This window comes from Sphingopyxis sp. PAMC25046 (genome assembly GCF_004795895.1).
In the GTDB taxonomy this organism is placed as follows: Bacteria; Pseudomonadota; Alphaproteobacteria; order Sphingomonadales; family Sphingomonadaceae; genus Sphingopyxis.
Genome location: NZ_CP039250.1, coordinates 3543646 through 3563839 on the forward strand (window position 1 = coordinate 3543646; position 20194 = coordinate 3563839).

General features: G+C 65.7%; 12 protein-coding genes. 5 read left to right on the forward strand and 7 right to left on the reverse strand.

Translation table 11 applies throughout. The features are described from left to right. Positions 1-6: 6 nt before the first annotated feature. Complete coding sequence (gene guaA, locus E5675_RS16700) at positions 7-1593, reverse strand: glutamine-hydrolyzing GMP synthase (protein WP_136175482.1); 1587 nt, start codon at positions 1591-1593, stop codon at positions 7-9. A 196-nt stretch (positions 1594-1789) separates the two neighbouring features. On the opposite strand from guaA, the gene E5675_RS16705 reads away from it, so the two are divergent. From E5675_RS16705 to E5675_RS21935, 4 genes are all read left to right on the forward strand, one after another. Further along, the gene (locus E5675_RS16705) at positions 1790-4303 is read left to right on the forward strand and encodes a TonB-dependent receptor (RefSeq protein WP_136175483.1); all 2514 of its coding nucleotides are present in this window, start codon (positions 1790-1792) and stop codon (positions 4301-4303) included. 206 nt (positions 4304-4509) lie between these two features. Then, on the forward strand, positions 4510-8271 hold the full coding sequence (locus tag E5675_RS16710) for a CHAT domain-containing protein (RefSeq protein ID WP_168707910.1): 3762 nt from the start codon (positions 4510-4512) through the stop codon (positions 8269-8271). A 184-nt stretch (positions 8272-8455) separates the two neighbouring features. Continuing rightward, on the forward strand, positions 8456-10621 hold the full coding sequence (locus E5675_RS16715; RefSeq protein ID WP_247594658.1) for an AsmA family protein: 2166 nt from the start codon (positions 8456-8458) through the stop codon (positions 10619-10621). 426 nt (positions 10622-11047) lie between these two features. Further along, positions 11048-12403, forward strand: coding sequence for a cytochrome c (locus E5675_RS21935; protein WP_168707911.1), 1356 nt, complete (start codon positions 11048-11050; stop codon positions 12401-12403). Here E5675_RS21935 and E5675_RS16725 read toward each other — a convergent pair. The 6 genes from E5675_RS16725 to E5675_RS16750 all read right to left on the reverse strand — a co-directional run bounded on the left by E5675_RS16725 (position 12400) and on the right by E5675_RS16750 (position 18120). Then, a complete protein-coding gene (locus tag E5675_RS16725; protein WP_136175487.1) occupies positions 12400-13275 on the reverse strand; it encodes a hypothetical protein in 876 nt (291 codons plus the stop codon). The genes E5675_RS21935 and E5675_RS16725 overlap by 4 nt on opposite strands. A gap of 98 nt (positions 13276-13373) precedes the next feature. Continuing rightward, a complete protein-coding gene (locus E5675_RS16730) occupies positions 13374-14468 on the reverse strand; it encodes a GNAT family N-acetyltransferase (RefSeq protein ID WP_136175488.1) in 1095 nt (364 codons plus the stop codon). Further along, positions 14465-15604, reverse strand: coding sequence for a hypothetical protein (locus E5675_RS16735; protein ID WP_136175489.1), 1140 nt, complete (start codon positions 15602-15604; stop codon positions 14465-14467). The genes E5675_RS16730 and E5675_RS16735 overlap by 4 nt, the downstream gene beginning before the upstream one ends. Continuing rightward, a complete protein-coding gene (locus E5675_RS16740) occupies positions 15601-16473 on the reverse strand; it encodes a ThiF family adenylyltransferase (RefSeq protein WP_136175490.1) in 873 nt (290 codons plus the stop codon). The genes E5675_RS16735 and E5675_RS16740 overlap by 4 nt, the downstream gene beginning before the upstream one ends. Then, the gene (locus E5675_RS16745) at positions 16470-17411 is read right to left on the reverse strand and encodes a hypothetical protein (protein WP_136175491.1); all 942 of its coding nucleotides are present in this window, start codon (positions 17409-17411) and stop codon (positions 16470-16472) included. The genes E5675_RS16740 and E5675_RS16745 overlap by 4 nt, the downstream gene beginning before the upstream one ends. 130 nt (positions 17412-17541) lie before the next feature. Continuing rightward, positions 17542-18120: a superoxide dismutase family protein gene (locus tag E5675_RS16750; protein WP_136175492.1), complete on the reverse strand. Its 579-nt coding sequence runs from the start codon at positions 18118-18120 to the stop codon at positions 17542-17544. A gap of 338 nt (positions 18121-18458) precedes the next feature. Here E5675_RS16750 and E5675_RS16755 point away from each other — a divergent pair, with 338 nt between their 5' ends. Then, positions 18459-20102 carry a hypothetical protein gene (locus tag E5675_RS16755; protein WP_136175493.1) on the forward strand — a complete coding sequence of 548 codons (1644 nt, stop codon included), beginning with the start codon at positions 18459-18461 and terminating at the stop codon, positions 20100-20102. Positions 20103-20194: the final 92 nt, after the last annotated feature.

Genomic DNA, 20194 nt, shown 5'->3' on the forward strand with positions numbered 1-20194 from the left:
AGGGCGCTACTCCCACTCGATCGTGCCCGGCGGCTTCGACGTATAGTCGTAAACGACGCGGTTTATGCCCTGCACCTCGTTGATGATCCGCGTCGCGCAGCGGCTGAGGAAGCTCGCGTCGAAGGGATAGATGTCGGCGGTCATGCCGTCGGTCGAGGTGACGGCGCGGAGCGCGCAGACATGATCGTAGGTGCGGCCGTCGCCCATCACACCGACGGTCTTGACGGGAAGCAGCACCGCGAACGCCTGCCAAATCGCGTCGTAAAGGCCGGCATTGCGGATTTCCTCCAGATAGACCGCATCGGCCTTGCGCAGGATGTCGCAGCGGTCCTTTGACACTTCGCCGGGGATGCGGATCGCGAGGCCCGGGCCCGGAAAGGGGTGGCGGCCCACGAAAATGTCGGGGAGACCGAGCTCCTTGCCGAGCAGGCGGACCTCGTCCTTGAACAATTCGCGTAAGGGTTCGACGAGCCTCATGTTCATCCGCTCGGGCAGGCCGCCGACATTGTGGTGGCTCTTGATTGTCACGCTCGGGCCGCCGGTGAAGGAAACCGATTCAATCACGTCGGGGTAGAGCGTTCCCTGTGCGAGGAAATCGGCGCCGCCGATCTTCTTCGCTTCTTCCTCGAACACGTTGATGAATTCGGCGCCGATGAACTTGCGTTTCTTCTCGGGGTCGGTGACGCCCGCGAGGCCCGCCATGAACCGCTCCTCGGCGTCCACGACGACGAGCGGGATGTTGTAATGGCCGCGGAACAACTCCTCGACCTGCTCGCGCTCGTTCATGCGGAGGAGGCCATGATCGACGAAGACGCAGGTCAGCTGTTCGCCGATCGCTTCGTGGATCAGCACCGCGGCGACCGCGCTGTCGACCCCGCCCGACAGGCCGCAAAGCACGCGCTGGTCGCCGACCTGTTCGCGGATTTCGGCGATCTTGGTCGCGCGGAACTCGGCCATCGTCCAGTCGCCGCTGCAGCCGCAGACATGGCGGACGAAGTTCGCGATCAGCTTGGCGCCGTCGGGGGTGTGGACGACCTCGGGGTGGAATTGCGTGCCGTAATAGCGGCGCTCGTCGTCGGCGATCAGTGCGAAGGGTGCGCCGTCGCTGATCGCGACGATGCGGAAGCCGGGAGCGAATTTCGTCACGCGGTCGCCGTGGCTCATCCAAACCTGATGGCGCTCGCCGACCTCCCACAATCCGTCGAACAGCACGCAGGGCTCGGTGACGGTCAGGAAGGCGCGGCCGAATTCGCCGTCGCGTTCGCCATCGGCGCCGCCGGGTTCGACCTGTCCGCCGAGCTGCTGGCTCATCACCTGCTGGCCGTAGCAGATGCCGAGGATGGGAAGGCCGCTGTCGAACACCGATTGTGGCGCGCGCGGGCTGCCCGTGGCAGGAACGGAGGCGGGTGAGCCCGAAAGGATCACGCCCTTCGGCTTCATCCGTTCGAGCGCAGCCTCGGCGGCGCTGAAGGGGACGATCTCGCTATAGACGCCGGCCTCGCGGACACGGCGAGCGATGAGCTGGGTCACCTGACTGCCGAAATCGACGATCAGGATGGATTCGGGCGGAGCGGAAGAGTCGGGAGTCGGCATGGCTGGCCGATAAGGGCATGGGGCCATGCTGTCCAGCGGTCGATATGGTGTGCCCGTCGAACAAGCATGGCCCCGACACATTGTTGCGACAATTGCGCGACATAAGTGAATGCCGGACAAATTTCGGTGTCAGGAGGCGTTAAGCCCCGCCATGCCAAGAAAAAACCAAGACAGAAAAGAACAAAGGCTCTCCCCCATGAATAATATCCGCCTGTCCATTTCAGCGCGCGCGGCGCTCCTTGCGGCCGGGGCTTCTTTCGCGTTCCCCGCGATGGCAGCAGCGCCGATCGGACCCGCCGCGGCCTCGGCGGTGGCCGAGCAGCCCGCCGAGGCCGCCCCCCCGGCGTCGGCCAACAATGAAGCGGAGGATGACGAATATAGCGAGGACGAGATCATCGTCACGGCGCCGCGCCTTGCGGGCCAACTTGCCACCGACATCAGGGCCGAAGCCGAACTCGATGAGGCGGCGATCGCCAGCTATGGCGCCTCGTCCATCGAGGAGCTGCTCGACGCGCTCGAGCCGCAGACGCGTTCGGGCCGCGGGCGTGGCGGACGGCCGGTCATCCTCGTCAACGGACGGCGCATTTCGGGGTTCGGCGCGGTGCGCAACATCCCGCCCGAAGCGATCGCGAAGGTCGAGATTTTCCCCGAAGAGGTCGCGCTCGAATATGGCTATGCCGCGACCGAGCGCGTCGTCAATTTCGTGCTTAAGCCCGATTTCCGCCAGATTTCGGTCGAGGCGGAAGCCGGCATTCCGACGCAGGGAGGACAGTTCAAGAACGAACTCGAACCCGCCTTCATCGCGATCGGCGACAACGGCCGGCTCAACCTCAACGCGAGCTGGGAACATCAGACGATGCTGCGCGAAAGCGAACGCGATCTCGTCTACGACGATCCCGTCCTCGCCGCGGGTGCGCCGGCACGCAGCCTGGCGCCCGCGAGCGACAAATATGTCATCGACGGCACGCTGGTGCGCAACATCGACAAGGTGACCGAAGCGTCCGTCAGCCTCCGCTTCGACCAGACCGACAGCCTGTCGTTGCTCGGCCCGCGGAACGGCAACCCCGACGATCCCCGCCGCCGCGACGGCCGCTCGCAGAACTGGACCAGTTCTGCCAGCGTCAACGGCATGCTGGGCGACTGGCGCTGGTCGGTGACGGGCAATTATGCCGACGCCGACCAACGCACCTTCACCGAACAGGAAAGCGGCGCGCGCGACCGGTTCGACAGCAGCCAGCAAAGCTTCGGCACCAACGCCAATATCTCGGGCAGCGTCACCGAAGGCTGGGCCGGCCCGATCCGCGCCTCGATCACCGGCGGCTATAGCGGCCTGCGCTTCCACAGCCGGACCGAACGCGGCGTCGACATCACGACCACCGAGCTCGCGCGCGATACGCCGAGCGTCTTCGGTTCGCTCACCGTGCCGCTGCTCGATCCCGAATATGACATCGGCAACATCGGCCGCCTCTCGCTGACGCTCAACGCCCAGGCCGAACGGCCGAGCGACTTTTCGGCGCTGACGAGCTGGGGCGCGACGCTGAACTGGGGCGTGACCGACAATCTGTCGCTGCTCGCCAGCTATGCCAGCGACGAAGCGGCGCCCAGCATGACCCAGCTCGGCGCGGCGCCGCTCGAAACCGAAGGCGTGACCTATTACGACTTCCGGACCGGCCAGACGGTACTGATCAACACGATCACCGGCGGCAACCCGTTCCTGCTCGCCGAACAGCGGCGCGACCTCAAGGTCGGACTGAACTGGGAGGTGCCGATGGTCGAAGGGTTGCGCTTCTCGATCAATTACAACCGCAACCGGAGCAACGACACGGCGAATGGCTTCCCGCTGCTGACCCCCGAGATCGAGGCAGCCTTTCCCGACCGGGTAATCCGCGACGACGACGGGACCCTGCTCGCGATCGACCAGCGTCCGGTCAATTACGAGCGCGCGACCAACTCGCAGATTCGCTGGGGCTTCAATTTCGGCAAGAGCTTCGGCCAGAGCGAAGCGGGCGGGCGCGGCGGCCGCGGACGCTTTGACGGCCGTGCAGGTGCCGGCGGTCCGGCCCCGGGCGATGCCACCTCGCCGCCCCCGCGCGAGGGTGGCGAGGCGACATCGCCTCCCGCCGAAGGACGGAGCGCCCCGGCGGAAGCCGGCGAGCGTCGCCGCGGGGGTGCCGGCGGCTTTCGTGGCCGCGGCGGCGGGCGCGGCGGCATGTTCGGCGGACGGCAGCAGCAGGGCGGGCGCTGGCAGGTGTCGCTCTACCACACGATCAAGCTGACCGACAAAATATTGATCGGCCCGGGCGTGCCCGAACTCGACCTGTTGAACGGATCAGCGACGGGGAGCGGCGGCGGCGCCAATCGCCATCTTGTCGAACTCGACGGCGGCCTTTTCTACAAGGGCTTCGGCACCCGGGTCAGCGCGAAATATGACAGCGGCAGCAGCATTGTAGGCGGCGCCAACGGCGACCTCAAATTCCACGATCTCGCGACCTTCAACCTGCGCTTCTTCGCCGATTTCAACCAGATGCCGAAGCTGACCGACGACCTCCCCTTCCTGAAAGGATCGCGCCTGCGCCTGTCGGTGAACAATCTGTTCGACGCGCAGCGCAAGGTGACCGACGCGAGCGGTGTCGTGCCGCTGAATTATCAGCCAGGCTATACCGATCCGCTCGGCCGCTATGTCGAACTGGAGTGGCGCAAGGCGTTCTAACCCCTGGAGTCACAAGCGGGATAGCGGCTTCGGGGTGTCCGCAAGCCGCACGACCGCACTCACGGCGTCCCACGGAGTTATCGTCGAGAGCCGCTTCGCGCGGACCTGTTCTCGACGGGCCCGCTGAAGCATGAGGAACCAATCCGGCACCGGGCTGTTTCAGCCCAACGAACCGCTTTCGATCGACGGTGCAATTGGGGAATTTCTTGCTTCGGGTCGTCCACTGCCTTTGCTGGCTGGCCTGCATCACGATGATGGCACAGGCCGGACCGCTCCGGGCGCGAACCACGCCGACGGCATCGGCGGGCGACGGCGCGCTCCAGTCGCTGATCGAGGCCCGCAAATATCCCGAAGCCGAGACGATCCTGCGCGGTCGCCTGACGGCGCATGAAGCGGCAGGGACGATGGACACAGCGGCGGCGGCGGGCGATCGTGAAACGCTGGCCTTCCTGCTGACGATGACCAAGCGCGCCGAAGAGGCCGAACCGCTGATCCGTGCCGCGGCGCGGACGCGCGAGCGGCTCGGCGACGACCGGCTTACCGGCCGAAGCCTCAACCGCCTGGCGTCCGTCCTCTTCGAGCGCCGGCGCCATGTCGAAGCCGAAACGGCGGCGCGGCGCGCGATCGACCTGCTCGCCGCGCCGGGCCCGGCCGACGACCGGCTGGTGGCAGCCTGGGGCAATCTGGGACGCATCCTCGAAGCTCGCGATCGGTTGCCGGACGCAATCGACGCCTATGACCGGGGAATCGCGGCCGGCCGCCGGATGCCCGGTGAAGGCGATGAGGTGATCGCCGCACTGCAATCGCTGCGCGCCGATGCCGAAGCGACGCTGTCGGCCTATCGCGAGCGCACGACGGTCCAGCGCCGCAAGGTCGCGGCGGCTGCGGAAACGACGGCGCCGGACAGCATCGAAACCGCCCGCGAACTCTATCTCCTCTCGCTCCTTCTGGCACGGCAAGGCGAGATCGATAAAGCGACGACCACCGCCGAAGAGGCCTACGCGATTCAGGCACGAACGCTCGGGCGCGACCATGCCGATACGCGAGCGTCGCTCTACCAGCTTGCCACGATGCTCCGCCGCGAAGCCGAGGCGGGCGCGGCGACCGCCGCCGCCCCGGACGAACCTGTCGCGGCGCTGCCGGCCGAGACCGATGCGGATATCCGCAGGCTCATCGACCGCGGCATGTTCGTCCGGGCCGAGACCGTGGTCCGGGCGCGCATCGACGGTCGCGCGGCAGGCGCCCGCTCGGCCGCCGCGGCGACCGACAAGGAACTGCTCGCCAACATCCTCTACCTTACCGGGCGCGCCGACACCGCCGAAAAGCTGATGCGCGATGCCGTCGCGATCCGCGAACGGCTCGGCGAGCCCAAGGCGCATTCGGCCGCGCTGCGGCGTCTGGCGCTCGTCCTTTCGGCGCGAGGCGAATACGACAGGGCCGAGGCCCTTGCGCGCCGCGCGATCGAACTTGTCGAGCCGCTGGACGGCGAAACGCGCTCGCTGTCGGCGGCGTGGGGCACGCTCGGCGAGATTCTCGCCGGACAGCGCCGTCGTCCCGAAGCCTCGGCGGCGATGCAGAAGGCGATCGACCATGCGAAAGCGGCGCTCGGCGACGAGGATCCGTTCGTCCTTGAGGAATATAACGGCTTTGCGCTGAACCTTGAGGAGATGGGCGACGTCGCGGGCGCCGAGACGATCTACCGCCGCAACCTCGACCTCCTCGTGCGTATCAGGGGGCGTGGCAGTCTCGACACAGCCCGCACGCTCGCGCTCCTGTCGAGCAACCTCGACCGGCAGGACAAGGCGCTCGAGGCAGAAGTGCGGTTGCGCCAGGCGATCACGATCCGCGAACGCCACCTCGGCACTACCAATCCCGACACGCTCCGCTCGCTCGGCAATCTCGTCGGCCTGCTCACCAAGGAAGGCAAATATGACGAGGCGCGTGCGCTGCAGACGCGCGTCATCGCGCGGCGGTCGACCTTGCCCGAACGCAATTACGAGGAGGGCATCGCCGACCTCGGGCGGATGGGCGCGATCCTCGCGAAAGAAGGCAAGCATGATGACGCGATCGCCTATCAGCGCCGCGCACTGGCGCTCGCGCTCGACACGCTCGACCCCGGCCATCCCTATATCGCGATCGCATCGACGGCGCTGGCGCGGTCGATCGCGCGGCAAGACCCCGCATCGGACGAATATGTCGACCTGATGCGCAAAGCCGTCGCGCGTGCGCGCGGCGAGCGGACGCGCGTGCTGTCGGCGGCCGACGTGTCGGGTGCGAATGCAGGCGAACGCGCGACGGCAGCGGCGCTGAGCGACAACGACTGGTCCGACCGCTCGGGCGCGGGCGTTTTCGCACTGGCGCTCACTCTTTATGCCAATCACGCGACCGCAGTCCGCGGCGAGGAGGCGAAGCTTCGCGCCGAAGCCTTTCGCATCGCGCAGGATTCGACATCGAGCGCCGCGACCCGTGCGCTCGCCGGAATCGTCGCGCGCGAAGCACTCGGCGACACGCCGCTCGGCCGGCTGGTGCGGCGCCAGCAGGATCTGGCGCAGGACATTCGCGATCTCAACCAGAGTCTCGGCAAGGCGATGATCGGCGCCACCGATACCGCCGCGACCACAAGAGACCGGATCGGCGTGCTCGGGCGCGAGCTCGGTGCGATCGAAGAAAGATTGCGCCGTACCTATCCCGATTATGCGCGGCTCGCGGTTCCGCAGTCGTTGAGCGAGGAGGAAGTGCGCCGCCGTCTGCGCCCCGGCGAAGCGCTGCTCCTCGTCACCGAGGGCGAGCTTTACGATTTCACCTTCGTCGTCACCGCCGAGGCGGCCGGCTGGAACGCCGTGCCGCGGCTGCAATCCTATTTGCGCGGCACGATCGAGGCGTTCCGCTGCGAAGTCGATCCGAAGACCTGCTCGGGCATCTGGACGGCTTCGCCGCTATTCGATCGCCGCTATGCCTGGGACCTGTATCGCTTCCTCGTCCAGCCGCACGAAGCGCTGCTGAAGGATGTGAAGACGCTTTATGTGACCACATCGGGGCCGCTCGCCGACCTGCCCTTCGCGGCTTTCATCACCGCCGAACCCCAAGGCGAAGATACCGACGCGGCGCTCGCGGCGACCCCGTGGCTCGCTGACCGGTTCGCGATCGTCAACCTGCCGTCGGTCGAATCGCTGCGGATCGGCCGGCAGCGGCCGGAGAAGCGCGGCGCGCCGCCGCTCATCGGCTATGGCGCCCCGCTGCTCGCCGAAGCCGGGGGCAAGCGTGCGGCGACCGCCGGACTGTCGCCGCAGGCGGACCCTGCCGGTCCCGCGCTCGCGGATCCCGCACGGTTGCGCGCGCTTCCGTCCTTGCCGGGAACCGAGGTCGAACTGAACGCGATGGCGCAGGCGCTGGGCGCCGACACGGCGGCGATCCATCTCGGCGCAGAGGCGACCGAGAGGGCCGTCCGCACCAACGACCGACTGCGTCATGCGCGTATCGTCGCCTTTGCCACGCACGGTGTCCTTCCCGGCGAAATCGAAGGCTTTGCCGAACCGGGGCTGATCTTTACCCCGCCGGGGCGTGCGACTTACGCCGACGACGGTATCTTGACCGCGGCGGAAGCCGCGGGGCTGGACCTGTCGGCCGAGTGGGTCATCCTGTCAGCATGCAACACGGGCACGACCGAGGGCCCCGGCGGCGGCGACGCATTGTCCGGGCTGGCGCGTTCTTTCCTCTATGCCGGCGCCGACGCGCTGCTCGCGAGCCGCTGGCGCGTCGGCGACAAGGTCACCGCCGCGCTTACCGTCGAAACGCTTGTAAACGCGCGTCAAGACCCGGCCGGTGGCAAAGCGGCGGCGCTTCAGTCCGCGATGCGGGCGATCCGCACCGGCAAACGCGACGACGGATCGGCGGTCGAAGGCTGGACCAGCGACTGGGCGCACCCCGCCGCCTGGGCGCCCTTCACACTGATCGCAACCGAGGATTGACGGCCTCGCACGCTTTTTGCCGATTTCACCCGCTACCTTTGCCGGAAGCAAGCCAGGTCGAGCCCCGTCTGCCGCAAAAACCCGATCCTCCGCTCGGCCCGGCCAGCGCTCGGACCAGCGCGCAACCGGCGGAACGATGCGCCGAGCGGCGGATTGGTACCTCATGGAAATGCGCACGGGTCAAATGGCCTCCGCGGCCACGTCGCGCTCGCCGCGATGGTTCGACCATCCCCGGCACTGGGCACGGAATAGCTGGACTCCGGCTTGGCTTGAGAAGCGCCCGCGCCCGGTCCGCATCATGGTCCGCACGGCCGCGATCCTTCTGCTGACGCTATTTGCGATCTGGCTGATTCTCTTCGTCACCAAAGGCCGGTTTCTCAAGGGTACGTTCGAGCGCTTCGCAACGTCGCAGCTTGAAAGGCAGGTCGATGTGGGCGGCGATTTCCAGCTTTATTTCGCGCCGTTCGACATCAAATTCTATGCCGAAGACATCCGCATCGCGAACCCCGCCTGGGCGCGTGAGAAGCAGTTTTTCGTTGCCCGAAAGATCGATACGCGGATCGCCACCGTCCCGCTGATCTTCGGAAGACGCATCGTCCGCTTCGCCAATTTCGACGGCGCCAGAGTCGCTCTCGAATGGGAGGCCGGAAACAGGCATAACAGCTGGACCTTCGGCGACCCCGATCGTCCGCCCCAGCCGCTCGACCTCCCCGTGATCCGCCGCGCCGCGATCGCGAACAGCGGCCTGTCCTATCGCGACCCGGGGCTGCGGCTGTTCGCCGACATCGGCTTCGAGACGGTGACATCGAAGAATACGCGGATCGAAGACGCGATCCGTTTCGCGGGCCGGGGGACGATGCGCTCCCAGCCCTTTAGCCTTTCGGGCAGCCTTGCCTCGCCGAACGAGACGATCGCGGGAGGGAAGAATGCGCTCACACTACACGCCGAAGGTCTTGGTAACACGCTCGATATATCCGGCACGCTACGCGGTCCGACCGACATCGAGGGTGCCGAGCTCGATCTTAGTGCGCGCGGCGGCAATCTTTCGCGTATCTTCGATTTTCTGGGCGTCGCCATTCCCGACACCCGTGCCTATCGCCTGCGCTCCGCCCTCACCTATGAGGGGGAAGTCTGGAAGCTCACGGGGCTGAAAGGCATGTTCGGCGACAGCGACCTTGCCGGCAACCTTGCGGTCAGCCAGCCCAAGGGCCGCGTCTATCTCAAGGCCGATCTCGTCACCCGCTCGCTCAATATCATCGATGCGGGACCATTTGTCGGCTACGATCCCGAACGCCTCGACAGGATGGGAACCTCCGGCACGGTCCGGACCGAAAAGGGCCGTCCGCGCATCCTTCCCGATGCACCGCTCCGCGTCGAGGCGATCAAGCGCTTCGATGCCGACGTGCGCTACCGCGTCACGAGAGTCCGCGCCGAAAGCTTTCCGATCAGCGATGTCGATCTGACGCTCGCGCTGAAGAACGGGTTGATGGAGCTCAAGCCTTTCAATTTCGCCATCGCCGGCGGCTCGGTCAAAAGCGACATTTCGATCGACAGCCGTCCCGCGATCGTGCGCACCGAATATGACATCCGCCTGTCTCCCACCAAACTCGGTGCCCTCCTCGCCCACTTCGGTACCGAAGAATCAGGGACGACCGGAACGGTCAGCGGGCGGGTCCGGATGGCGGGCTTTGGCGACAGCGTGCGCGAATCCCTTGCCACGTCGAATGGCCGCATCGCGTTCGTCATGCCGCGGGGCACCTTCTGGACACGCAACATCCAGCTCGCCGAACTCGATATCGGCACGTTCGTTCAGAAGATGTTCCAGGAAAAGCTGAAGAAGCCGGTCGATATCAATTGCGGTGTCATCGCTTTTACCGTTCGCGGCGGCGTCGCTGCCGCCGATCCGATCCTCATCGACACGAAAAAGAACGTGATGCTTGGCCGCGGCGGCTTTTCCTTCCGCAGCGAGGCGATCGATATGGCGGTCCGCGCCGACGGCAAGACCTTCAGCCTATTTTCGGGCCAGTCGCCGGTCGGCGTCGGCGGCTATTTCGCGGCGCCCAAAATCGATCCGATCAGCGACGAGCTGGTGGGGCGCGCGGGCGCCGGGCTCGGGCTCGGTATTCTGGCGAGCCCCGTCGCCGCGATCGCGCCCTTCATCGACCCGGGCGATGCCAAGGCTGCCCAATGCGGCCCAGTCCTCGCCGGCGCGACCGCCAAGGCGCAGCGGACAGCCAAGGGCAGGCCGCGCGACGACGTGGGCAAAGGAACGACCGCCAAGTCGGAGGACGGCAAGCAGAATTCCGAGGGCAGGAAGGAACAGCGCAAGAAATTCCTCGGAATTTTCTGATCGCGGGGAGCGGCGCACGTAAGCCCGGGCAAAGCCTGGCCAAATAGAACCCCGAGCTCCGGCGCCGATATTTCCAGGTTGCCTTCAGCACCGTTTCGTCAAACATGCGTCATGGCAATGAGGCAACAGAGCTTACGCCCAACCTCGACGCGGCGCTGGATCCTGCGAATTCTTGTCTCGCTCCTTCTGGCAGCTGCGTTACTGTGGCTGACCTCCAAACCGCAAATCGAAGCCGATTCCCGCCCGGCCCTATCGGACGGTGCCCCCGCAGATGCACGTGGCGCAGCCGCTTTCCTGGGCGCGGGTTTCGGTGGCATCTCGATGGAATCGCTCGACTCCAGTGCTATTCCCTGGCGGCTTGCAACCGCTGCCTTGGTGCTTGACGAACGCCGCCGGGACCCGTCCGCCGCCATCGACGGGGCAACCGTGCGCCGCATCTTGAAGCGCTTCGGGTTCCTCTATCCCGCAACGATCGGCAACCTTCCCGCGGGACTTCGCCCGCGCGGGGGCGAGATGCCGCTGGGCATCACGCACGGCGCCATCGCGCCGATCGGCGGCACCAGGGTGGAAGTCGCCAACCTCGGGTGCGCGGCCTGCCATGCCGGCGTGACCTATGATGAAACGGGCGCCCCCCGACCCGACCGGGCGTGGCTGGGCGCGCCCAACAGTTCGATCGACCTTGAGGCCTATACGCAGGCGATATTCGACGCGACGCGCCGACACATCGGGTCCGAAGAGCTGCTGACCACCGCCGCGACGCTCTACCCCGAGATGGGATGGCGCGAGCGGCAGAGCCTGCGCTGGCTGGTCATTCCGCTTGCGAAGCGACGGCTTGCCGCGCTGGAGGGTCAAGAGCGACCTTTGCCCTTTCCCAACGGATCGCCCGGCAGCACCAACGGCGTAGCAGCGCTCAAGCACGCGCTTGGTACGCCGCTTGCCGAAGGTGGGCCGGGCGATGACGGAATTGTTTCGGTGCCCGAGCTAGGCGGCCGGGAGTGGCGCAGCGCGCTGCTCGCCGACGGAGCCTATGCGCTGCCCGGCGTAAAGCCGGGCGCGACCGTCGAGGCCGACCTGACCGCCGAAAGACTGCGCGAGCTGGCTGCGATCACCAGCTTCTTCACGGTTCCGAGCATGGGTGTCCACCCCGACCGGGCGCAGCAAAGCATCGGGGATGCCGAAGCGGTTTTCGCTTGGCTGCGAACCTATCGACCGCAGCCCTTCCCCGGAGCAATCGATCATGCGGCGGCGCGGCGCGGCGCGGCGGTTTACCGGGCGCAATGCGCCGCGTGTCACGGCGATTACACGATGAACGAAGACGCAGCACCGCAACTCGTGCGCTTCCCCAACTGGATCGGCGATGTCGGAACCGACCCGCTGCGCGCGCGCCTGTTCGATGCCGGGCTCCGAAAGGCTGTCGGCAATACCGGGTATCGCAAGCTGATCGCCGTGAAGACGGGACGGGGATATGCGGCGCCGCCGCTGGCCGGTCTCTGGTCCTCCGCACCCTATTTGCATAATGGTTCGGTCACAAGCCTTGGCGCGCTGCTCGACCCGGCACGGCGTCAGGCGCGTTTCCTCGTCGGAGGACATGCGCTCGATTTCGAAAGCGTCGGACTCCGTCTGGGCCCCGTCGGCGCATATCCCGACGGTTACCGCCCCTTTTCGACACCGCAGTGGACTGACACGACGCAGCCCGGACGCGGCAATGAAGGACACCTGTTCGGAGCCGGACTGACGGCTGCCGACCGGCAAGCGCTCATCGAATTTCTGAAGCAGCTCTAGAACAGGACAGCGTCGATCGGCAGACGGGCCCGGGCAAAGCCCGGTCCCGAGCGCCGGCCGACGCGAAAGGCGCTGACCAGCCGCCGTCCGGCGGCGATGCCATGGGTTGAGGCGACGTGCGATGCCGCCCGCGGATCATCGGCCAGCGCGGCGAGCACCGCCGCACCCATCCCTGCCCGCTCGATGCCGAGCCACAAGCGGAGAAAATGTCGGCCGCTTTCGAAAGGCGCTTCGACGACAGGGCGGTGGAACAGGACGACGGCGGCGGCCGCAGCCACCTTGGCACCCTCTGCCAGCAGCGCTGGTGCAACGCGCAGGCGATCGAGCGGGCTGAAAAGCGGTCCCAGGACCAGTTTCGCGCCGATCGCCTCGACCGGCGACAATGCCATCGCTTCGGCATTCAGCCCGTCGCGCGCCCAACAGGGGTGACACCGCCGCAGCCGCATCCAGCCAAGCAGCTCGCCGCGAAAGGCGCCGTCGCGCATGAAACCATAGCTGGCGGCGTCGAATTCCCGTCCGAGCAGGGCAAGCGCGTCGGGTGCCGTGACGACGGTCGCATCGGCGCCGGCGAACTGCTGTACCGCCTCCCGATCGGCCTTCGTCGGAACGAGGAAATTTCCGCGCCAGGATGCCCGTTTACCGAGCCACCCGGCCAGCGGGTCGACGTCCGCGCCGCGATCGAACCGATATCGTGCGATAGCCCGCAGCCCGTCGCCGAGGTCCGGAAGGCCCGTTCGTTCCTCGAGAACATGCCAACCCTCGCGCGAAGCTGCGATCCGCAACGCTTCAGCAGCGGCGCCCAGACTGATGGCGGCATCGTTGCCGGTCGGATCACCGACCGCCAGCCGGCGCGACAGATCTTCGGCGAGCAACAGCGAATGGTCCTCGATCCGCCAGCGCGCGGGTTGGACATTGTGAACACTCGGTGCCGTGATCGCGTCTTCGACCAGCCGTCGCAATATCGCTTTGGTCATGCGAGCGTCTTTCGGAACAGGTGCAACTGGTGAAGAGGTTCCGCGCCCAGCTTCTCCATCTGGCGCAGGCTTGCCGCATTTTCGTCGGCGATCCAGGTGATGCCCAGCTGCCTGTAACCAGCAGCGCGCAGCTGGCGGATCGTGCGCGCGAGCATCGCGCCCATCAAGCCGCGACCGTGCCGATCGCGCACGATCGAATAGAAGATGATGACAGCGCGGCGACGGCGAAAACGGAATCGCAGGAAATGCCATAGGGTGAGCATCCCGATGCGCGAACGGGTCGCGCGCAGAAAGCCATTGAGGTCGGGGATACAGATGATCGTGCCCACCGGCCGGCCATCCTCCATCAGCACCGATGACAGGCGCGGGTCGAGAATTGCGCTCATTTCGCCCGCCTGGAACGCGAACTCTTCCTCCGTCAACGGCACGAACATCGGATTCTGCGCGAACCCGTCGTTGAGCACCGCCCGCGCATCCTCCATGCGCGCCGGAAAGCTGCGCCGCTCGATCGGGGCAAAGCTGTAACCGCCGCTCGCGACCGGCTCCTCCGACGGCGGTTTGGCGCGTCCAAGGTCGAGCTCGAACGTCGTCATCGGAAAAAAGGGTTCGAACCCGTTCGCCATCAGCAGTCGGGGCAGATGCGGCGGCCCGATGACCATGTCGGTATATCCGCGCCGCGAGAAGCCGCCGGTCATCACCCCGCATTGCTGCATGGCCGTAAGATTGAAGTTTCCGACCAGTTCGGAAAGGCCGTGCCTTCGCGCAAAATCCTGCGCCGCGTCCAACAGCGCGGCCGCGGCTTCGGCGTCGTCGGCGCAGTCGAAGAAGCCGAATTGCGCGCGCTTCCACCCATGGGCCGCATTCGACTGGCCATGCACATGCGCGACGATCCGCCCTATCGGACGCCCGTCGCGATGCGCCGTCCAGAATGTGAACGGATTTCCGGCAGTCCACAACGGGTTCTTCGCCGCTTCGAGCATGCGGAAAATGTCGCCCTTCATCGGCGAAACATAGCCGACAGCGTCATCATAGGCGTTGAAAGGCGCGTCGAAAAAGGCCCGTGCATCGCCCGAACGAAGCTCGATCGTCATGCCGCCCCCTCCAGCAACCTTGCCGCGAGTTCGAGTTCTTCGTCGAGCGCGGCTTCGGATAGGCCCCCGGCAGAAACGGCGAGAAAACGCGGCGGCCGTTGCGACAGGCGGATCAGGTGGCTTGCGGCATAATGGCCGAGCAGATCAGCGGCGGCATCCGCGAATGCGGGGTCGTCAGGCACGAGCCCGCCGTTGATCAGGCGATGCTCGGCAAGCTGTTCGATCACCGCTGGCGGATAGTCCGACAAGGCATCGCCTTCGACCAGCACGCCGCGATCGAGCAGCGGGTGTGCCGCAAGCATCGCACTGCGGCAATGCTCGACCCCTACCAGCGCCGAAACGAGACCATCTCGTGCTTCATCATCCCGGGCGAAACGCTCGATCAGCAGCAACAACGCCGCGCCCGCGGTCGCGCAGACTACGATCGGCAGCATTTCGATCCCGCGGCCGGACGGCTCCAGCAGCGCCAGCGCGACGATGCCACCCCCGCCGAGCGCGAGGAGCAGGTCACCGAACAGCTGACGCGGCCGTCCCTCGGCCGCCACGAGCCGCGACGTCGCGAGGATCAGGATCAGCACCGCAAACGCGCCGCCGCGAACCGAGAGTTGGGGAAACAGTCGCTGAAAATCGGTCAGGACGAGCGGCATCGCGAGCAGCAGCGCGATAACGAAAAGATCGGCGGCGCGCCGCTCCGACAACGAAAGCTCGCCGCGACTGCGCACCAGCATGACGATCACCGTGACCATCGCCAGCATCTGGAAAGCGGCGAGCGCCGCGATCGCGGCGCCGCTCCATACCAGCCCGAAGGTGACCGCAAGAACCGAGAAGCCGATCGCTCCGACGAGCGCAGCCAGTTTGGCGGCGCGTGGTGCATGGCGGCGAACAAGCTCTTCGACCAGGCGCAGCATGGCGACAGGCAGCCACGCGGCGGCGATCATCACGAGCGAGGCGACCGGCGGCACCATCCACGCGGCGTATACCAGTCGCAGCAAGAGGAGCGTCCCGACCAGTCCGTACACCAGCCGCAGCCGCGCCGCGACGGGCGAACGCCGCGCAGCCGCCGCGATCCCCCGCCGCGCGACAAGCACCGCAGCGAGCGCAATGAGCGTCAACAGGATCGTAGGCGACAGGGTCACGCCATCAGTTTTTTCATGAAGCGCCGCACGAGGGCGCGCTTGACCGCGGCGATCGGCGCCGCCAACGGTCGCTCCACCTTTCCCGTATGGGCATTGAAGAAATAGCCCCGATAATCGGGCCCTCCCGGGCGGCCCAGGATAACGCGGACCGCCTCTTCGGCCATCATCGTTCCGGCCATCGTGACCATCGTCGAGAAAGAAAAGCGCGAGCGTTTGCCCTGTGCCACTTCCGCTGCAACATCGAGGTCGACATATTTGTGGCTGCTGCTGTGCGTCAGCACATATTCTATTTCGAGCATCAGGCATTCGACTGCCATGTTGCGGTCGATATCGGTCCAAGCGACGCCACGCGTTGGATAGCCGAGCCGGTCCTCGATCCGCGGATCGTCGGGCCGCACCACGGTGACCGACGGCAATGGCGACGCATAGGCGTCGATCAACGCCCGGCGATGTTCGCGCGCCTTGCGGTAAAGCTGTGCCCCCGCCGCGGCATCGTCGGTGCCATTGATCGCGACCGCCACCGACGGCAGTATCCGGTCGAGTTCATCGACCCACGCACCGTTCAGCGCTTCGATATCGAGGCCGGGGTTGATTTCCAGCGCCAGATCGCGGGCCGCCTCGACTTTCGGGCGGCCGATGGTGTCGGCGCGGCTGAAAAGTTGGCGGTTGAGGTTCGACACCTCGAAGACATCGATATCCGCGATGATAAAGCTGCCGACCCCCGCGCGAACAAGTGCCATGAAAGCAGCGCCGCCCATGCCGCCAACACCGGGGATGAACACGCGCGCGTCGCGCAGCCTTTCCTGCTCGGCCCGGGTCACGAAACCGCGATTGCGCGTGGTCATTTCGCCATAGTCAAAATCACTCATCGGGCCGGCCTCAAACGTCCTAAATGCGTGCTCGCATCGAGCCATTGGATCAGCGGGGCGACGACGGCGCCGGTGGCGAGCACCAGCGCTTGCACGGCAAGCTGCGGCAAGGCGCTGCGCGGAACGCTGCGCGACAGGAAGCGCTGTCCGGCGCCAAGATCGATGGCGCCGATCTGCAAAACATCGTCGCCACGGCCATAATCGAGCTCGCGCCGGCAATATTCGTTATAGCGTTCGACCCGGTGCTTCGCCGCGACATCGAAGCTCTTCTTCAGATTGTCCGAACCGCCGGTATAGGCGTCGGTGATGATCTGCCGGTCGGGATCGAACCCGGCGTCGTCGCCGACACCGAAAGCGGCGCGGTGCCGTTTCATGATCTGATGTGCCAGATGGCGATGTGCGAAGCTCTGCCGCGTTGCGTCCTGGGCGGGGAACACATTGCTGAAGGTTTCGGCGACCATGCCGACGACCGCCGGCACCTGCGTCACGCTGCTGACCCACAGTGGTCGAAGTCCGCCGCGGAGGAACAGGGCAAAGCAGGTGAGACCATAGAGTATCCACGACAGGCCGCCGCTACGTTCCGAAGGGTCGACCATGACGAGGCCGAGGTGCAGGACATGCTCGTCGCGCCCGGCGCGTTTGACCGCCAGCTGGGGCATCGCGTTGAAGGCGACCGGCGCGCCGTCGGCGCTGCGGCATACCAAGGTGATAACGCAGCGCGACCACGCGTCGGTCCGGGGGTCGAAGAGGCCGTAATCGAGATCCTGTCCCGCCAGACACGCGCGCACAACGGTGCGGCATTGCGCAACCAGCCGGTCGAGCTCCGCCGGCGCCAGGAACTCGCCGGGTCGTTCGTAGATATTGACGACATGCTCGGGCGATGCCCGGAACTGCAGTCTCAATTGTTTGTGCCGAAATGCCGCCAACAGAATATTCATCCGCCCCTTCCCGGCCAATCAGGCGGACTGTAACATCAGTTGGTTAACATGCCATAGCGCAGCTGGCGCAGGTCGGATTCCCCGACGGAGGATTAGCGGCGATTCGCTTGCGAGCAAGACCGCCGAGCCGTCAGCCAGTCTTGAATATACCGCAAGCGATTCGGTCGCCGCTATTGCCCGACGGATCGGTCTTCTGATCGTCGACCGACGCGTGGATCACCATGGCCGAGCCATCGCTGTCGAGCAGACCTTCGAAGGTCGCGCCCTGCAACTCGTACGAAAGCGTGCCGCGCCCGTCTTCGCCGACAACCAGATTGGGCATGTCGCCGGCATGCTGCCCTGCCGGGTCTTCCAGTCCGTGCTTCGCATCGGTGGGATTCCAATGACCTCCGGCGCTCTCGAATTTGGGAGCGTCGCATTTGCCCGTCATATGCACATGGACCCCGTGCTGACCCGGCGGCAACCCTTCGACCTGAAGCGCCAGCTTGACGCGCCCGTCAACCATTGTTGCGGTCGCCTGTCCGGCAAGCTCGCCCCCGGCGGTCCGGAGGATCGCCGCGGCACTTTCTACCGTCGTTCCATCGCCGCCGGACCCGGCCTCTCCTTCTTTCGATACCGTCGGGTCGGGCGCCTGCGTCGAAGTTTCAGGCGCGTCGCAACCAGCCAGAACGGCGGAAATCGCGACAGTCATCAAGTAGAGCTTGTTCATCAAAGGCCTCCGTTGCCATGTCACATACTAAGCAAACCGCCCGGGGGCTCCAATGTTCCGCGACAGCCGTTAACTGGCCAGCGCGGATCAGCGGCCAACGCTCTCGGCCGGGCCGGGATCGCCCGCTTCGGTATCCCGATGTTGAACGTCCACCAGACCGCGATGCCGATGTGCAGGCATCGCCGGGCCGAGCGAACCTCCCTCCGGTCCGTTATGTGTTCAGACACTGGAACTGAAGGCGGTCGACGATTATCAGGCTTGCAACTTCCTTTCCGTTCGCCCGCCAGAAAACTGCGCGCTCATGCAGTCGAGGACCAGCCAGGGATCGCCGAAGCCCCATGAACGACATCCAGATCGACATGTTCGAGGTGCAACTTGGCGCCGCGCTTTTCCTCCAGTTCACCGTCGGCGGCGAAACGGTCCGCATTCTTGCCGATGCCGGAGTGAAGGCAAGCGGCTATTCGAACGAGCATGTGCTCGACAAGCTCAGGGAACTGCTCGACGACGATCTCAGGATCGACCTGATCATCGGCACCCACTACGACGAGGATCATCTGAGCGGCCTCGTCCCGATCATCAAGGATAAGGCCTTCAAGATCGGCGAGGCGTGGATGCCCCCGGTCGTCAACGACACCGTCGATTTCGCGGCTGACGATCTGTTGCGCGAAAACGATCTTCTCGCCCGGCAATTTCTCGGAGAAGCCGGCACAGGAGTGCTGGCATCGTATCAGGAAGCGAAACGTTCGGATATCGAGACGCTCGGCGCTGTCGAGTACGCGTTATTCGAGAATAGGAGCGCGTCCATAGAGCATAAACGCGCGGCGCGGCGCGACGATGAAAGCCTCGACCGGTTTTTCGCCCGCTTTGCCGGGACGGGCGACGACCCGCACGAGATCGACCATTGCACGGACCTGGAGGTCGAGGGGCATCCGGCCGTGATCGCGATGGCCGACGCCATTCGGCGCGGAGCCGAATTCGAACTGCTCTTCGGTGAGCGCAGCAGCCTTGGCGGCCTGAAGGCGGTCGCCGATCGCCGTGCACATGTCGAGCCCGACCTCGTCCACGCCCGGTCCCGCAGCATCGCGCACCTGCAGAAATCGGCGGCGAAGGAGGCGATCAATGCGAAGGCCCTCCACGAAGTGGTGAAAGCCCTCGAAGAAGAAAATGTGCCGATGCGGACCGAGATCATCGACGACGGCACGCCCCGCCGCTATCGGTGGAATGAAAAGAAGCGGCGTTTTATCGCCGCGAGAGCGGATGCAACCGGCCTGATATTCGACCTCCTCGGACCATCGGTATCGCTGGTCAGAAAACATCGCGACCGGTTGCCCGTGCTCAAGGCGGGCCTGATGGCCGTCAGCTTCCGCGGCGAAATAAGGTCGATCACGCCCAGCAATCAGCTCAGCTATATCGGATGCTTCCGCCACGCCGGTCAGTCGATACTCGTGACCGGCGATGCGGGCTGCGTCGACTTCAAGCTCGACCGAAACGCCTATCATCCCAAGCTGCTCGCGGCGATGGCGCCGCTGCACGTGATCCAGGTGGCCCATCACGGCGGCAACAATGCCCATTTCTATCGCGTTCTCGCCGCGGCGAACTATCCCGGGCAGACCGATCCTTCCTTCATGCTGCTGTCGCACGCAACGCACGACAAGACGCGGCCATCGGGCGAGTTTCGCGACTTCCTGCTCACCTCGCTCGGCGATGACGACGATATCCGCCTTCTGTTCACCAGCGAGCCGACGATGGAAAAGGTCGAGGACTTGCTTGGCGCGATCCACCCCGCGGTCGGCGTCAGAGACAAGAAGGGCGATATCCGTCTTGTCCATGGCACCGGCCGGTGGAAGGTCGAGGCGCACGCGATCGACATTGGCGTACCACCGCCGCCCGGCCCGATCGCCCTCTCCGAAAACATGACCATCACGGTTCCACCAATCAAATTTCGGGCGCGCCGCGGGGGCAACGAGAAACGCCGAACTTGACGGGCGGGCTCCGCTCGCGGAAGGATCGTACGCTCGGGACGGAACGAACAGATCGAGGCAAAAAAGGGGCGATGAGAGGGATATTCCACCGC

Coding starts and splice junctions, on each gene's coding strand:
- E5675_RS16750 (WP_136175492.1), bottom strand. CDS start 18,120: ATGAACAAGCTCTACTTGATGACTGTCGCGATTTCCGCCGTTCTGGCT.
- E5675_RS16740 (WP_136175490.1), bottom strand. CDS start 16,473: ATGAGTGATTTTGACTATGGCGAAATGACCACGCGCAATCGCGGTTTC.
- E5675_RS16745 (WP_136175491.1), bottom strand. CDS start 17,411: ATGAATATTCTGTTGGCGGCATTTCGGCACAAACAATTGAGACTGCAG.
- E5675_RS16730 (WP_136175488.1), bottom strand. CDS start 14,468: ATGACGATCGAGCTTCGTTCGGGCGATGCACGGGCCTTTTTCGACGCG.
- E5675_RS16705 (WP_136175483.1), top strand. CDS start 1,790: ATGAATAATATCCGCCTGTCCATTTCAGCGCGCGCGGCGCTCCTTGCG.
- E5675_RS16715 (WP_247594658.1), top strand. CDS start 8,456: ATGGCCTCCGCGGCCACGTCGCGCTCGCCGCGATGGTTCGACCATCCC.
- E5675_RS16755 (WP_136175493.1), top strand. CDS start 18,459: ATGAACGACATCCAGATCGACATGTTCGAGGTGCAACTTGGCGCCGCG.
- guaA (WP_136175482.1), bottom strand. CDS start 1,593: ATGCCGACTCCCGACTCTTCCGCTCCGCCCGAATCCATCCTGATCGTC.